The organism is Leisingera sp. UBA4491, from assembly GCF_002388965.1.
GTDB lineage: Bacteria > Pseudomonadota > Alphaproteobacteria > Rhodobacterales > Rhodobacteraceae > Leisingera > Leisingera aquaemixtae.
Window position 1 is genome coordinate 177902 of the sequence record NZ_DGNN01000010.1, and the last position, 14133, is coordinate 192034.

At 64.2% G+C, this 14133-nt stretch carries 17 protein-coding genes; 8 read left to right on the forward strand and 9 right to left on the reverse strand.

What is annotated here, in order from left to right; all coding sequences use genetic code 11:
- Positions 1–9 precede the first annotated feature (9 nt).
- The 6 genes from B2P87_RS05005 to B2P87_RS05030 all read left to right on the forward strand — a co-directional run bounded on the left by B2P87_RS05005 (position 10) and on the right by B2P87_RS05030 (position 3184).
- Positions 10–363, forward strand: a complete 354-nt coding sequence (locus B2P87_RS05005) for an Mth938-like domain-containing protein (protein ID WP_141890486.1) — start codon at positions 10–12, stop codon at positions 361–363.
- A gap of 88 nt (positions 364–451) precedes the next feature.
- Complete coding sequence (gene ccmA, locus B2P87_RS05010; RefSeq protein ID WP_141890485.1) at positions 452–1066, forward strand: heme ABC exporter ATP-binding protein CcmA; 615 nt, start codon at positions 452–454, stop codon at positions 1064–1066.
- Positions 1063–1719: a heme exporter protein CcmB gene (gene ccmB / locus B2P87_RS05015; protein WP_058287090.1), complete on the forward strand. Its 657-nt coding sequence runs from the start codon at positions 1063–1065 to the stop codon at positions 1717–1719. The genes ccmA and ccmB overlap by 4 nt, the downstream gene beginning before the upstream one ends.
- Before the next feature lie 46 nt (positions 1720–1765).
- The gene (locus tag B2P87_RS05020; RefSeq protein WP_008554610.1) at positions 1766–2497 is read left to right on the forward strand and encodes a heme ABC transporter permease; all 732 of its coding nucleotides are present in this window, start codon (positions 1766–1768) and stop codon (positions 2495–2497) included.
- Positions 2497–2652: a heme exporter protein CcmD gene (gene ccmD / locus B2P87_RS05025; RefSeq protein WP_008556119.1), complete on the forward strand. Its 156-nt coding sequence runs from the start codon at positions 2497–2499 to the stop codon at positions 2650–2652. The genes B2P87_RS05020 and ccmD overlap by 1 nt, the downstream gene beginning before the upstream one ends.
- On the forward strand, positions 2645–3184 hold the full coding sequence (locus tag B2P87_RS05030) for a DsbE family thiol:disulfide interchange protein (RefSeq protein WP_141890484.1): 540 nt from the start codon (positions 2645–2647) through the stop codon (positions 3182–3184). Before ccmD ends, B2P87_RS05030 begins: the two co-directional genes overlap by 8 nt.
- A 14-nt stretch (positions 3185–3198) precedes the next feature.
- On the opposite strand, the gene B2P87_RS05035 is transcribed toward B2P87_RS05030, so the two are convergent.
- From B2P87_RS05035 to B2P87_RS05045, 3 genes are all read right to left on the reverse strand, one after another.
- A complete protein-coding gene (locus B2P87_RS05035; protein ID WP_141890483.1) occupies positions 3199–3498 on the reverse strand; it encodes a putative quinol monooxygenase in 300 nt (99 codons plus the stop codon).
- Between the two features lie 73 nt (positions 3499–3571).
- A complete protein-coding gene (locus B2P87_RS05040; protein WP_141890482.1) occupies positions 3572–3910 on the reverse strand; it encodes a DOPA 4,5-dioxygenase family protein in 339 nt (112 codons plus the stop codon).
- An 88-nt stretch (positions 3911–3998) separates the two neighbouring features.
- Complete coding sequence (locus B2P87_RS05045; protein WP_141890481.1) at positions 3999–4283, reverse strand: antibiotic biosynthesis monooxygenase; 285 nt, start codon at positions 4281–4283, stop codon at positions 3999–4001.
- A 264-nt stretch (positions 4284–4547) separates the two neighbouring features.
- On the opposite strand from B2P87_RS05045, the gene B2P87_RS05050 reads away from it, so the two are divergent.
- Positions 4548–5333 carry a substrate-binding periplasmic protein gene (locus B2P87_RS05050; protein WP_141890480.1) on the forward strand — a complete coding sequence of 262 codons (786 nt, stop codon included), beginning with the start codon at positions 4548–4550 and terminating at the stop codon, positions 5331–5333.
- 98 nt (positions 5334–5431) lie between these two features.
- On the opposite strand, the gene acnA is transcribed toward B2P87_RS05050, so the two are convergent.
- Entirely contained in the window at positions 5432–8206 is a 2775-nt protein-coding gene (gene acnA, locus B2P87_RS05055; protein WP_141890479.1) for an aconitate hydratase AcnA, read from the reverse strand.
- Positions 8207–8428: 222 nt separating this feature from the next.
- On the opposite strand from acnA, the gene B2P87_RS05060 reads away from it, so the two are divergent.
- On the forward strand, positions 8429–9130 hold the full coding sequence (locus B2P87_RS05060; protein ID WP_141890478.1) for a DUF1223 domain-containing protein: 702 nt from the start codon (positions 8429–8431) through the stop codon (positions 9128–9130).
- Between the two features lie 39 nt (positions 9131–9169).
- Here B2P87_RS05060 and B2P87_RS05065 read toward each other — a convergent pair whose 3' ends face one another.
- From B2P87_RS05065 to B2P87_RS05085, 5 genes are all read right to left on the reverse strand, one after another.
- Positions 9170–10054 (reverse strand): lysophospholipid acyltransferase family protein, encoded by an 885-nt coding sequence (locus B2P87_RS05065; protein WP_141890477.1) that lies wholly within the window; start codon positions 10052–10054, stop codon positions 9170–9172.
- Positions 10055–10207: 153 nt separating this feature from the next.
- Complete coding sequence (locus B2P87_RS05070) at positions 10208–11317, reverse strand: flagellar motor switch protein FliG (protein ID WP_058287081.1); 1110 nt, start codon at positions 11315–11317, stop codon at positions 10208–10210.
- A gap of 75 nt (positions 11318–11392) precedes the next feature.
- The gene (locus B2P87_RS05075) at positions 11393–11926 is read right to left on the reverse strand and encodes a tetratricopeptide repeat protein (RefSeq protein WP_141890476.1); all 534 of its coding nucleotides are present in this window, start codon (positions 11924–11926) and stop codon (positions 11393–11395) included.
- A 155-nt stretch (positions 11927–12081) separates the two neighbouring features.
- Positions 12082–13386 (reverse strand): adenylosuccinate lyase, encoded by a 1305-nt coding sequence (gene purB, locus B2P87_RS05080; protein WP_008554435.1) that lies wholly within the window; start codon positions 13384–13386, stop codon positions 12082–12084.
- 341 nt (positions 13387–13727) lie between these two features.
- Positions 13728–13985 carry a DUF6455 family protein gene (locus B2P87_RS05085; protein WP_141890475.1) on the reverse strand — a complete coding sequence of 86 codons (258 nt, stop codon included), beginning with the start codon at positions 13983–13985 and terminating at the stop codon, positions 13728–13730.
- Between the last annotated feature and the right edge of the window lie 148 nt (positions 13986–14133).

Here is a 14133-nt window from a genome sequence, read left to right on the forward strand (position 1 = left end):
GGACCGCGTATGCGCCTGAATGAAGTGAGCTATAGCGACGCGCAGCCGATTGACGGCTATGGCGCGGGGTTCTTCCGCATCGGCGGGCAGGTGCATCAGGGGGCGGTTCTGACATCGGCGGCCGGCACCGCGGCCTGGGGCGGGCTGGGTGATGCAGAGCCGCTGCTGGCGCTGGCCGGGGAGATCGACGTGCTGTTCATCGGCACCGGCGAAGAGATCGCCCATATCCCCGCAGAGCTGCGCGCCGCGCTGGAGCAAGCCGGTCTGGGGGTGGAGATCATGAATTCGCCTGCCGCGTGCCGCACTTACAATGTTCTGCTGTCAGAGGGCCGGCGGATCGCCATGGCGGCGCTGCCGGTCTGATTTTGTGCAGAGTCTTTTGACCTGCCGCAAAGCGGGCCGCGGCTAAATGGTCTTTTCATGCGCGGGCACAATGGGATAAGCGGGCTTCATGACAGTAACTGTGACGGATCTGAGCGTGGCCCGCGGAGGTATCCCGGTGCTGGAGGGGCTGAGTTTTTCCTTGGCTTCCGGCAAGGCGCTGATCCTGCGCGGCCCCAACGGCATCGGCAAGACCACGCTGCTGCGCACCGTCGCAGGCCTGCAACCCCCGCTGCGGGGGCAGGTTGAGGGCGCTGAGGACCAGATCGCCTATGCCGCCCATTCCGACGGGCTGAAGCCGACGCTGACGGTGGCAGAGAACCTGACCTTCTGGGCCAGTGTCTTTGGCCGCAATGGCATTGAACAGGCGCTGGACGGGTTCGACCTTCAAACCCTGCGCGACCGGCAAGCCGGTGCGCTGTCGGCTGGACAGAAACGCCGCCTGGGCCTCAGCCGGATGCTGGTCACGGGCCGCCCGGTCTGGATCATGGATGAACCGACGGTGAGCCTCGACACGGCCTCGGTCGCGATGTTTGCAAATGCGGTGCGGGCGCATCTGGGGCAGGGCGGTTCGGCGCTGATTGCCACCCACATCGATCTGGGGCTGGAGGCAGAGGTGCTGGACGTCGGCCCCTACAAGGCCAAGCCGCCGGAGATCGACGACTTTGACGGAGACTTCTTGTGATTGCGCTTCTCCTGCGGGATCTCAAGCTTGCCCTGCGTGCGGGCGGCGGCTTTGGCCTGGGCCTTGCGTTCTTTCTGATCGTGACCGTGATGGTGCCGTTCTCCGTCGGCCCGCAGTCCGAACTGCTGGCCCGTATCGCGCCCGGCGTGCTGTGGCTGGGGGCGCTTCTCGCCTGCCTGCTGTCGCTCGACCGGCTGCTGGCGCTGGATTGGGAGGACGGCTCGCTCGACCTTCTGGCCACCGCACCGCTGCCGCTGGAAAGCACCGTCACGATCAAGGCGCTGGCCCATTGGATCACCACCGGGCTGCCGCTGGTGATGGCCGCGCCGGTGCTCGGCGTGTTGCTGAATCTGCCGGCCGCCGGCTTTCAATGGCTGGTGATCTCCCTGCTGCTGGGCACGCCTGCGCTGTCCGTCATCGGCACCTTCGGCGCCGCGCTGACGGTGGGGCTGAAACGCGGGGGCCTGCTGATGTCGCTCCTGGTGATGCCGCTCTATGTGCCGACGCTGATCTTCGGTTCGGAGGTGGCCCGCCGCGGCGCCGAGGGCATGGCGGTGCAGACGCCGCTGCTGCTGCTGGCCGGGATCTCCGCCGCTTCCATCGCCTTGCTGCCCTTTGCCAGTGCTGCCGTCCTGCGCGTCAATTTGCGCTAGGGGCCAGCCAATTGAGAAACCCGAGAACAAGAGCTAAATAGCCACCATGTCGATATGGGAATACGCCAACCCGAAGAAATTCCTGGCCACCACCGAAAAGGTGATGCCGGCCTTGTGGGCCGGCTCAGCGGTGCTGATCACCGTGGGGCTGGTCTGGGGGTTTTTCTTCACGCCTGATGACTACCGTCAGGGCTCAACCGTCAAGATCATCTTCCTGCATGTGCCCTCGGCGCTGATGGCGATCAACGCGTGGTTCATGATGCTGGTCACTTCGCTGGTCTGGGTGATCCGCCGTCATCATGTCAGCGCGCTGGCGGCCCGGGCCGCCGCGCCTGTGGGCGTGGTGATGACGGTGATTGCGCTGATCACCGGGGCTATCTGGGGCCAGCCGATGTGGGGCACCTGGTGGGCCTGGGATCCGCGTCTGACCTCCTTCCTGGTGCTGTTCCTGTTCTACCTCGGCTACATCGCCCTGTGGGAGGCGATCGACAATCCCGACACCGCCGCCGACCTCACGTCGATCCTGTGCCTGGTGGGTTCGGTGTTTGCCGTGCTCAGCCGCTACGCGGTGAACTTCTGGAACCAGGGGCTGCACCAGGGCGCGTCACTGTCGCTGGACAAGAAGGAAAACGTCGCCGATGCGTTTTCCAATCCGCTGTATGTCTGCATGGCGGGGTTTGTGCTGTTGTTCATCGCGCTGGTGTTCTACCGCACCGGAACTGAAATCCGCGCCCGCCGCATCAAGGCTCTGATGGCGCGCGAACGGCTGGAGGCCTGATGCCCGATCTTGGAAAATACGCCGATACGGTGCTGTCGGCCTACGCCGCATCGCTGCTTTTACTGGTGGCGCTGGTGGTGCTGACGATCTGGCGCGGCCGCAAGGTCCGCCGGGAGATGGAAACTCTGGAAAGCAGGGTAAAGCGCAATGGCTAAGATCTCTCCGCTGATGGCGGTCCCTGGCCTCGTGTTTGCAGGCTTTGTCGGCCTGGCGCTGGTGGGCATGTTCCGCGAAGACCCCAACAGCTTGCCCTCCGCCCGCGAGGGCCAGCCCGCACCGCCGGTTGTACTGGATGAGTTTCCCGGCAAGGAAATGTTCAGCGACGAAACCCTGCGCGACGGCAATGTGAAACTGGTGAACTACTGGGCCAGCTGGTGCGCGCCGTGCCGGGTGGAGCATCCGAACCTTGAGGCGCTGTCCAACGAAGGCATTCCGATTTACGGCATCAACTACAAGGACCAACTGGCCAATGCGGAGGCCTTCCTGAAGGAGCTCGGCGATCCCTACACGGCCATTGGCCGGGACGAGAAGGGCCGGATGGCAATCGACTGGGGCCTTTATGGTGTGCCGGAGACCTATGTGGTGGATGGCGAAGGCAAAATCGTGCTGCGCTTTGCCGGGCCTGTGACCCAGCGGGTGATCGAAAACACCCTGCGCCCGGCGATGGAGAAGGCCGCAGGCCAGTAACCGGGCAGGGCGCGTCAGGCGCCCATGCCCATGCCCAAGGCAAAGCTCTTGAAGCCCGGCTCCGCCGCCAGCAGCGTGTGGAGCTGCGCGAAATCTTCCTGCTTGGAGCGCCAAATCAGATAGTCGCTGAAGGCCTCGGCAGTTTCCCAGCGCTGGAAGATGGCAATTTCGTTCCGGTCCGGGGCAAGCAGCGTGTCCGCTTGCAGGCAGCCGGGATAATCCCGGACCTGTTCCACCATCTGTTTCACCAGTACCGCCAGCCGGGTGTATTGCCCCGGCAGTGGCTGCAGCTCAATGATTACTGCTTCGGTCAATGGAAGCTCCGCGTGTCAAAAGGGGCAGCGGCCTGGCCGGCTGCCCGGAAATTTCTGCTGGAGGCGCCGCATATCAGCTGAAAATGCTGAGATCCAGAGGCAGTCCGGCCCCCAGCCAGATACCGTGATCGCGATGATCCGCCAGGGCGTCGCCGGTTTCCGGATGGGCAAACACGATCAGCCCCTCCCGGTTCAGGGCCAGCCAGGGCAGAAGCTTGGCGAATTGCTCCGGGCTGGCGGCCAGCTGGCAGGACCACCTTGGATGCGGGCCCACGTTTTTCTGATGCATCCGGCCCATTTGAACGCCGAACTGCTGAGCCGCTTGCTGGCAAAGGGTGCGGGCCTCTTCGGCGGTGGTTTCGCCGAAATAGACGTGGGCGTGATAGCCGGTGATGCTGCTGGTCTGTTTCATGGCCCCACTATTGCCGCGCCCGGCGCGGCGGGGCAATCTGCGGTTTGCGAACAGATATTGTGCAGGCGGCGGCAGGCCCGCGCAGGTCTTACGGCACGGAGTAAGTGCGGAAATCCTGTTCGCGCCGCATCGTGGCGCTGCGGGCGTCCAGGTCGCCGCGTTCGGCGCGCCAGGTCAGGTAGCGGTCCAGGTGATCGTTTGATTCCCAGTAGTGAAAAACTGCAATTTCATGGCGCGCGCGGTTGATGCCGGCATGGGCCTCGATGCAGCCGGGAAAGCTCCGGGTCTCGCAGATCATTGCCGCCACCGCCTTAGCATGGTCTTCAAAAGTGTCTATGTCCGGATAAATAACGGCAAATGCGGCTTCTTTCATACGTTCTGCGTGCGGCCTCTGAATGCGCCCTAAAAGGGAAAAGATCTATCTACGATATATATTAACACAAAATTAACGACTGTTATAGCAGCTAACGCTGCGGGAACAGATAGCTTTTTTGGCTTCGGGCCGGCACGCGGGTACGGGGGCGGGCATTCTAGCAGACACTTTCAATCTGCCGCGGAATGCTGCAGGATTTTATAGTTAAGAAATTCAGGGTTTCGCGGCACTGCGTGCCGGCCAAACACGTTGTCCGGGAAAGAGATGAAAGCGATTGATCCCGCAAGGTATTTGAAAACAGGACTGGGCTGCGTTTTGGCCGCCTTCCTCTTTGCCGCGGCTGCGCGGGCGGAAACAGTCCTGACCTTCTGCTACGATCCTTATCCGCCCTACACATTGGGAACCGGCAGCATCCCGTCCGGCGGGCTGAAGGTGGACCTTCTGGACGCGGTGATGGAGCGGATCGGCGGCCTCAGCGCGGTCACCGTTCTGCTGCCCTGGCAGCGCTGCCTCGCCCAGGCAAAGTCAGGAGAGGCAGATGGCATCCTGCCGTTGTACAAGTCCCCGGAGCGCGAGGCCTTCCTGGCCTTTACCGAACCCGCCTTTCAGCAGACAAACACGCTTTGGTACAACCGGGGCCGCTTTCCAGACGGGCTGGCATGGAGCGCGGGCTATGCCGGTGTGTCGCACCTGAGGCTGGGAATGGTGAACGGCAGCGTCATCGACCCGGAGATGGAAGCCGCGTTCAGCGCCCGCAACCGGATCGTCAAAAGCGGCGATGCGGCCGGTCTGATGCAAATGCTTCTGTTCGGCCAGCTGGACCTGATTGCCATCGACGATGCCGTCGGGCGGTATCACGTGGGCTTGAACGGCTGGCATGACCGGATTGCCGCCGCCGGGAAACCGGTCTCCAGCCGCATGTCGCACTTCGGACTGTCCCGCGCCAGCGGCGCAGCGGCCTACCTGGAAGAGTTCGACCGCGCGATCAGGGAGCTGAAGGCCGAAGGGGAGATCGGCCGGATCCTGCACAGCCGCAACTACAGCCATTAGCCGGGACCGCCGGGCGGTTCCTGACTGAATGCAGACGCCGTATCCAATGGAAAAGGGCGCCCGAACGGGCGCCCTCGACGGTCTGGCGGCGGCTGGCCTTACTGCTTGGCCAGGTTGCGCAGCACATAGTGCAGCACGCCGCCGTGTTCGATGTATTCGATCTCCGGCGCGGTATCGATACGGCACTTCAGCGTGATGGTCTTTTCCGACCCGTCCGCATAGGTGATCTCGCACGGCACTTCCTGCAGCGGTTTGATGCTGTCCAGGCCGCGGATCGTAACGGTTTCCTCACCGGTCAGGCCCAGGGTCTTGCGGGTATCGCCGCCAGTGAATTCGAACGGGATCACGCCCATGCCCACCAGGTTGGAGCGGTGGATCCGCTCAAAGTTCTCGGCGATCACTGCCTTGACGCCCAAGAGCGCGGTGCCCTTGGCCGCCCAGTCGCGCGAGGAGCCCGCGCCGTACTGCTCGCCGCCGAACACGACCAGCGGAGTGCCGTTGGCCTGATGCGCCATCGAGGCGTCGTAGATCGAGGTCTGTTCGCCATCGGGGCCCTTGGTATAGCCGCCCTCGACGCCGTCCAGCATCTCGTTCCGGATGCGGATGTTGGCAAAGGTGCCGCGCATCATGATCTCGTGGTTGCCGCGGCGCGAGCCGTAGGAGTTGAATTCGCGCGGCTGCACCTGGCGTTCCAGCAGGTACTGGCCTGCGGGCGTGGTGGTGGCAAAGGAACCGGCGGGCGAGATGTGGTCGGTGGTGACCATATCGCCCAGGATCGCCAGAACTTTGGCGCCTTCGATGTTTTCGATGGTGCCCGGCTCGGGACCCATGTCCTGGAAGTAGGGCGGGTTCTGAATGTAGGTGGAGCTTGCGGGCCAGTCATAGGTTTCCGCGTCGGTGACCTCCACCGCCTGCCACTTCTCGTCGCCCTTGAAGACATCGGCGTATTTCGACTGGAAGGCGTCGCGCGTCACGGTCTTTTCGACCAGGTCGGCGATTTCCTTCTGGGTCGGCCACAGGTCCTTGAGGAAGACGTCGTTGCCGTCCTGATCCTGCCCCAGCGGCGCGGTGGTGATGTCGATGTTCATGTCGCCGGCCAGCGCATAGGCCACCACCAGCGGCGGCGAAGCCAGGTAGTTGGCGCGCACGTCCGGCGAGATGCGGCCCTCGAAGTTGCGGTTGCCCGACAGCACCGAGACGCCGATCAGGTCGTTGTCGTTGATGCACTTGGAGATTTCATCGGCCAGCGGGCCGGAGTTGCCGATGCAGGTGGTGCAGCCGTAGCCCACGAGGTTAAACCCGATGGCGTCCAGATGCTCCTGCAGGCCGGCCGCCTCCAGATACTCGGACACCACCTGCGAGCCCGGTGCGAGCGAGGTCTTGACCCAGGGCTTGCGGGTCAGGCCGCGCTCATGCGCCTTCTTGGCCACCAGCCCTGCGCCGATCATCACATAGGGGTTCGACGTGTTGGTGCAGGAGGTGATCGAGGCGATCACGATGGAGCCGTCGTGCAGCTGGTAGTTGTGCTCGTCCGTGCTCACGAAGCCGGACTTGTGGTGGCCCTTGTCGCCGGGAATATTCTGCGGTTCCGGCTGCCCGCCTTCCGCCTCCCAGCGGCTTTCGGCACGTTCGCCTGCATCCTTGCCGCCGCGCTGGCCTTCGACGTAGTCGTGGAAGGTGGTGGCTGCCTTATCCAGCGCTATGTGGTCCTGCGGCCGTTTCGGCCCGGAGATCGCGGGCACGACGGTGCCCATGTCCAAATGCAGCGTATCGGTATAGACCGGCTTGTAGCTTTCGTCGCGCCACAAGCCGTTTTCCTTGGCATAGGCCTCAACCAGCGCGATGCGGTCCTTGTCGCGGCCGGTGTTGCGCAGGTAGCGGAGGGTTTCGTCGTCGATCGGGAAGAAGCCGCAGGTGGCGCCGTATTCGGGGGCCATGTTGGCAATGGTCGCCCGGTCGGCCAGCGGCAGCCGGTCCAGGCCGTCGCCGAAGAACTCGACGAATTTTCCGACCACGCCCTTGGCGCGCAGCATCTCTACCACTTTCAGCACCAGATCGGTGCCGGTGGTGCCTTCGGTCATCTCGCCGGTCAGCTCAAAGCCGACGACTTCGGGGATCAGCATGGAAATCGGCTGGCCCAGCATTGCCGCCTCGGCCTCGATGCCGCCAACACCCCAGCCCAGAACCGCAGCGCCGTTCACCATGGTGGTGTGGGAGTCGGTGCCGACGAGGGTGTCGGGATAGGCGACTTCCTCGCCGTTCTGGTCCACATCTGTCCAGACGGTCTGGGCCAGGTATTCCAGGTTCACCTGGTGGCAGATGCCGGTGCCCGGCGGCACCACGCGGAAGTTGTTGAACGCTTTCTGGCCCCATTTCAGGAACTGGTAGCGCTCCATGTTGCGCTCATACTCGCGGTCGACGTTCATCTGGAACGCGCGCGGGTTGCCGAATTCGTCGATCATCACCGAGTGGTCGATGACCAGATCCACCGGCACCAGCGGGTTGATCTTGGCCGCCGAGCCCTTGAGGCCGACGATGCCGTCACGCATGGCGGCCAGGTCGACCACCGCGGGCACGCCGGTGAAATCCTGCATCAGCACGCGGGCCGGGCGGTAGGCGATCTCGCGCGGGTTCTTGCCGCCCTTGCCGGCCCACTCGCCAAAGGCCTTGATGTCATCGGTGGAGACGGAAAAACCGCCATCCTCGAAGCGCAGCATGTTTTCCAGCACCACCTTCAGCGCGGCGGGAAGTTTGGAAAAGTCGCCAAAGCCTGCTTCGGTGGCTGCGGGAATGGAATAGTAGGAGATCGTTTTGCCGTTGACGCTGAGAGTGCGGCGCGCGCTGGCGTTGTCCTGTCCGACGGTGATAGGCATGGGTGGCCTCCCTCAAGAAATTGAACTTGGGAATTCGCTGCTTGTTAAATGCATGAGGTAAGCGCTGCATTCAATAGTTCAAACGCCGCAGGGGCAGTTTTGTATGCGATTGTACACATTTTTGGCCGCGCTGCCGCTGCCCTCGGGCCTCAAAAATGATTGATTGGCCTAACCCCCGGCACATCTTTAGACCAGTGGGCTAAGTAGCAGAGAAGGCGATTCATGAAATTTCTGGCGTCGATCATGACGGTTCTGGCCCTGGCCCTGCCGGTGCATGGCCAATCCGCAGCAGACCCCGTGGTGGTGGAGCTGTTTACCTCGCAGGGCTGTTCGTCCTGCCCGCCCGCAGATGCGCTGCTGCATAAGCTGGCCGCCCGCGATGACGTGCTGCCGCTGGCGCTGCATGTGGATTACTGGGATTACATCGGCTGGAAGGACAAGTTCGCCAAGCCTGCCCATACCCGGCGGCAAAAGGGCTACGCCCAGGCCGGCGGGCGCCGGATGATCTACACGCCGCAGATGGTTATCATGGGCCAGGAGGACGTGGTCGGCGCCGATGCCGTGCAGGTGGAGAGCGCGATAAGGAAGCACCAGAAGAAGCCGCGCCCGGTGGCGCTGACGCTGCGGCGGCAGGGCGGGGAACTGGTGATCCGTCTGAAGCCCCGGTCCCGGATGCCTAAGTCCCGGCTGCTGGTGCAGCTGGTGCGCTTTACCCCGGAACGCACCGTCAGCATCACCCGCGGCGAGCTGGCCGGGAAAACCCTGAGCTATGCCAATGTGGTGGAGGACTGGCAGCTGGCGGCAGAGTGGGACGGCGCAGAGCCGCTGGAACTGACGGTGCCGCTGACCGGCAGCCAGCCCGCCGCGGTGCTGGTGCAGGAAGCGCCGTTCGGTCCGGTCATCGCCGCCGCGCGGGCGGACTGACCCCGGCGCGGCGCGCCAGCAGGGGCGCGGCAGCGGCGGTCAGGTTTTCCAGCGCCGGTGGATCCAGAACCACTGGCCGGTGTGCTTGCGCACGATGGATTCCAGATCGGCCGTCAGCGCCTTGGTCATGGTCAGAGGGTCCGAAGGGGGAACTTCGGCGTTCATGATAATCTCGAAATCCAGGCCGTTTTCCTGGCGCACCGCGTAAACCGGGATCAGCACGGCGCCGAATTTCAGCGCCAGTTCCGCGGGCACGGTTGAAGTAACCGCAGGCTTGCCGAAAAAGTCGATCGGCTCGCCGCCCTGGGCATAGAGATCGGTGACGATGGCGGCGATGCCGCCCTTTTTCAAATGCCGGACCAGCTCGACCATGCCGCGCTTGCCCTGTTCGAACATCAGCTCGCCGGTGGTTTTCATTGCGGCGACATAGTGCTCGTTGAAATAGGGGTTGGCCATCCGCCGGTACAGCGCGCCCATGTCGTGGCCGCGGGCGGTCAGCGCCGCGCGGGCGGCGTCGTAATTGCCGAAATGCGCAGTGGCCAGAAGCACCGGCCGCCCGGCGGCGCGGGCGGTCTCCAGCGCTTCCAGCCCGGGGCCGGTGATCGGGGCCGATCTGGCCTTCTCATGGAAGGTCTGCCCGTCGTACAGCTCGGCGATCATCCGGCCGGCATTGTCGCTGACATCGCGGTAGAGCTGCTCCGGATCCAGCCCGGAAAGCTCTGGGCTGACATGGCGCAGGTTGTTGCGCACCCGCTTGTCAAAGCCGGCAAGCCGCCCCATGGCGGTGACCAGGCGGCCCATCATCGGAACCCGCAGCCGGTAAGGGATCAGCCCGGCGCCCAGCAGCAGCCCGCGCAGAAACAGGTTGCTGCCAAAATATTTGACATGGCTCCAGGTGGAGAGCTCGGAAGGGTCTACTGGCATGGCATCTGGGTGGCTGCGGCGCGAAAATGCGGCTGGAAGGCTGCATCATAAGCAGCCGCGCCGGCGGGCACAAGCAGGTCGCACCCAGCCGCCGCCCCGTCAGAGCAGGGCGGCAGCCGGTGATGCATTCCGCGCCGGGGGCGGGCGGCAGAGTCAGTCCTCGCCGCCGTTTTCCTCGTCGTCGGACTTCAGCTCGATCTCGCCGGTTGCCACCAGGTCGCGCATGGCCGAGATGATCATGCTGAACGCCGCTTCGCCGTCGGTGCGCTTGACCTTGCCGCGCTCCGCCACCTCCTCGCGGATGTTGTCGGCCATCCGGCTCGACATGTTCTTCAGCAGGAATTCGTTGGTCGCCACGTCTTCCTCGTCCGAGGCGAAGGCCATGGCAGTGACCAGATCCGGCTGCGACAGGACCCGGATCAGCTTGGGCACGTCGATGGGCTGCATCCGCTCGCCGATCAGCGCATAGGTGAAGATCGCCTTGCGCACCTTGACGGCGAAATCCTCGTCCTCCTCGTCCAGCGCGGTCAGAACCTCATCGCGCTTGGCGGCGGCGGCTTCGGTCAGGATACCGCCCAGCCGCTGGCCCGGGGTGTCGTTGAAGGCAAGCTCCGGCCGGGCCTCAACCTGGGCCGCCAGCGACAGGCCGATCCGGTCAACGGTATCGGGCGTCACATTGGCGGTCTGGCTCACCGCATAGGTGATGCGCCGGGCAACCGGGCCCGGCAGGTGGACCAGCATCTGCGCCGCCTTGGCGGTGTCCAGCTTGGAGAGCAGCACCGCGGCCACCTCCGTGCTTTCGGCCTCCGCCAGCGACGCCAGATCTTCCGGCGGCAGCTGTTTCAGCCGCTGCCAGGGGTCGCCGAACTGCCGCACCCCGGCCTCCTTGCGCAGGCGGCTGTGGGTATAGCGGCTGATTTTACCTTCCATCGCGTTCAAGGCGCCGGCCAGGCCGTTGGGGAAATGCAGGCCGACATTGTCCAGAAGGTCGGCAAATTCACCCGCCACCGCATGCAAGGTGTCGCGGTCGACAATCCGCATCTTGCCCATCTGCTGGGTCAGTTCCAGCTGCAGATCGTCCGGCAGCTCCTCCAGCGGGATCTCCGCGCCTTCGTTCAGCAGCAGCCGGACAATGATCGCGGCCTTGGCCTTGCCGCTCAGGCCGCTGCTGGTCCCGCCGCCCATCGGCGCCGGGGCGGAAAACCCGCCGAAGTCGGAACCGCCAGTTGCCATTGGAAGCGCCAGCATGTTGTCTTGAGGCATTCTCGCACCCTACCAAAGATTCTTCTCGATCATGGAGGGCAGAATAGGCCGCAAGCCGTAAAGAAAGCCTGAAGCCTAGTAGCTGTAAGACGCGCCCGTTTCCAGCGCGCTGCGCAGCGCGGCTTCGGCCCAGGTGCCGTCGCCGCCCCGTGCCCTGATCTCTTTCCACTGTATCAGGGCGGCGCCGTATTTGCCCTGTTGCACAAGGCCTTGGCCCATATACGAACGGGCAAGGAGGTTATCCGGATCGCGTGCCAGCGCATGATCGTAATAGGCCTGCGCCTGATCCAAATGGCCCAGTTTGCGGTGGGTGAAGCCCCAGTAGGTCAGCACAAGGGAATCCTGCTGATCCGCCATCGCGCTCAGCACCGCCTGGGCATCCTGCTGACGGCCCGCATAGGCCAGCTCGCGGGCTGCGCCCAGCAGTTGATCCTGGTTCAGCGAGGATTTCCGCGGCCGCACGCAGCGCTTCTTTGTTTCATCCCACACCCGCTTGCCCTTGCAGGTCTTGGTGGTCTCGGTGGGTTTGGGCGGGTTCCAGCTGTTGCCGCTGGCGGCAAGGGCGGCAACCGGAAGGGTCAGGGCGGCGGCCAGGGCAAGGAAACGCATATCGGAAACTCCAGACGCAGTATGTTTTGCCCACTGTAACCCCGGAAGACCGGTCTGGATCTGTAAATTTGTTCACAAAGGCGTTTGCCCGGCTGCAAGACGCAAAACGCCCCGCCGAGATGACGGGGCGTGATAAACTTCGCGCTCAGGCAGGCTTATTCGCCGAACACGCGCTTGAAGATCGTGTCGACATGTTTGGTGTGGTAGCCCATGTCGAATTTCTCGTTGATCGCGTCTTCGCCAAGGGCGGCAACCACATCGGCATCGGCCAGCAGCAGCTCGCGGAAATCGACGCGCTCTTCCCAGACCTTCAGGGCGTTGCGCTGCACCATGGCATAGGCATCCTCGCGGCTGACGCCTGCCTGGGTCAGGGCCAGCAGAACCCGCTGCGACATCACCAGGCCGGGGAATTTGTTCATGTTGTCCAGCATGTTCTCCGGGAACACCAGCATCTTGTCGACAACGCCGGCCAGGCGGTGCAGGGCGAAATCCAGGGTCACGGTCGCATCCGGGCCGATACCGCGCTCGACGGAGGAGTGCGAGATGTCGCGCTCATGCCACAGCGCCACGTTCTCCATCGCCGGGATCACCGCCATCCGCACCAGACGCGCGAGGCCGGTGAGGTTCTCGGTCAGCACCGGGTTCTTCTTGTGCGGCATCGCCGAGGAGCCTTTCTGGCCCATCGAGAAGAACTCCGCGCCTTCCAGCACTTCGGTGCGCTGCATGTGGCGGATTTCCACAGCAATGTTCTCGATCGACGACGCGATGACGCCGAGCGTGGCAAAGAACATCGCGTGGCGGTCGCGCGGGATCACCTGGGTGGAGATCGGCTCGGGGCGCAGGCCCAGCTGCTCGCAGACGTGCTCTTCAACCGCCGGGTCGATGTTGGCAAAGGTGCCGACCGCGCCGGAGATCGCGCCGGTGGCGACTTCCCAGCGGGCCTTTTCCAGACGGTTCTTGTTGCGGTCCATTTCCGCATAGAAGCGGGCAAAGGTCAGGCCCATGGTGGTCGGCTCGGCGTGGATGCCATGGCTGCGGCCGACGCGCACGGTGTTCTTGTGCTCCAGCGCGCGTTTCTTCAGAGCCGCCAGCACCTTGTCAACACCGTCCAGCAGGATGTCGGCGGCGCGCACCAGCTGCACGTTCAGGCAGGTGTCCAGCACGTCGGAGGAGGTCATGCCCTGGTGCACAAACCGGGCTTCCTCGGAGCCCACATGCTCCGCCAGGTGGGTCAGGAAGGCGATCACGTCATGCTTGGTCACCGCTTCGATCTCGTCGATGCGGGCGACGTCGAATTCCACGTCCTTGGCTTTCCACACCGCGTCGGCGTTCTCGCGCGGGATCACCCCCAGGTTGGCCATGGCTTCGCAGGCATGGGCCTCGATCTCGTACCAGATCTTGAATTTGGTCTCGGGCGACCAGATTGCGACCATCTCGGGGCGGGAATAGCGGGGGATCATGGGCGAAGGCACCTTTGTGTGATTGCGCAGCAGATGCCCGGCCTCTTAGATCAGGACAGGCTGGACAGCAAGGCTGGCCGGGGCGCATGAGGCAGTTTGCCCTGATGATTGCGGTATCATCCGGGGCAGTGCCGGTTGCGGCGGGCAAAGGGCGGAGGTTCAGCGGCGGGGAGGTGCAGGCGGCGCAAAAGTGGCGCAGGCCGGTTTGCGGCAGCGGCGCCTGGCAGGCCCTCAGCGCTTGGGGGCGCTCCGCCAGGCCTGCGGACCAAGCGGGCGTAAGGACACAAGCGCCGCAACAGCCCCCGGCTTGCGGCGGTCAGGAATGGCCGGGAAGGCGGGGATCAGTCCCCGCGCAGATGCGACAGCAGCCGGGCGTTGCGGCAGTAGGAGGGCGCCTCGTTCAGTTCTGCCGCCTCGCGCTGCAAGCTGCTGCAGCCGTCCTGATTGCCGCAAGTGCTGCAGCGCAGGACGGCGCGCATGTATTTCCGGCCCTGCGCCTGCGGGTCTGCAGCAACGATTTCGCCATAGTCCACGCCCAGACGGCTGGCCATGCCCTGCACCAGATCGCTGCTGCGTGCGAGTTTTGCAAAAAGTCCCATGTGTCTCCTCCATAGCCCGGCCGGCGCCGGGACTGGGAACAGCATGTGCGCGAATGCGCGGTGGCACTTTGATTTGGCGCAAACTTCAGCCGCGGGCAGCGGCTCCCGCCTGCGCTGCGGCCTTCTGCCGAAGACCTGCCGCAGTTAG